Annotated in this window: 1 protein-coding gene; it reads right to left on the bottom strand. The window is 23.9% G+C overall.

From position 1 onward, the window contains the following. Positions 1–381 (bottom strand): PAS domain-containing protein (locus tag ACF91D_RS32345; protein ID WP_392438806.1); only part of this gene is annotated, 381 nt, incomplete at both ends.

Below are 381 nucleotides of genomic sequence, written 5' to 3'. Positions count from 1 at the left end.
AAAAAATCCCTTTTTCATCCATAAACTTTATTAAATCAATTTTTTCTTGTCGCTTTAAATTAGGATAATTACTATTAGCTATTATTTTGTTTATTAAATCTTCAGTTATATCTTTAACATTTTCATTATTGTTATTGTTATATTCATAGTTATCATTTTTGTTTAAAGGTAATATATCTTTTATAAAGTGTTGAATCTTCTCAAAAATAGTAATATCAAAATTGATACATAGAGCTCCAATAATACTACCTGAACTATTTCTAATAAGCGTTGTAGAAGATTTAATACGACGACCATCTTTTGTTATGAACTCATATCCAGCTAAATAATCATCTTTAAATGCATTAGAAGACAATACCTTATTTACTAGGTGATCAAAAG

Source organism: Staphylococcus sp. 231237_7MaSpsaltlick, from assembly GCF_043107035.1.
This window is presented reverse-complemented; position numbering and strand designations above follow the sequence as displayed.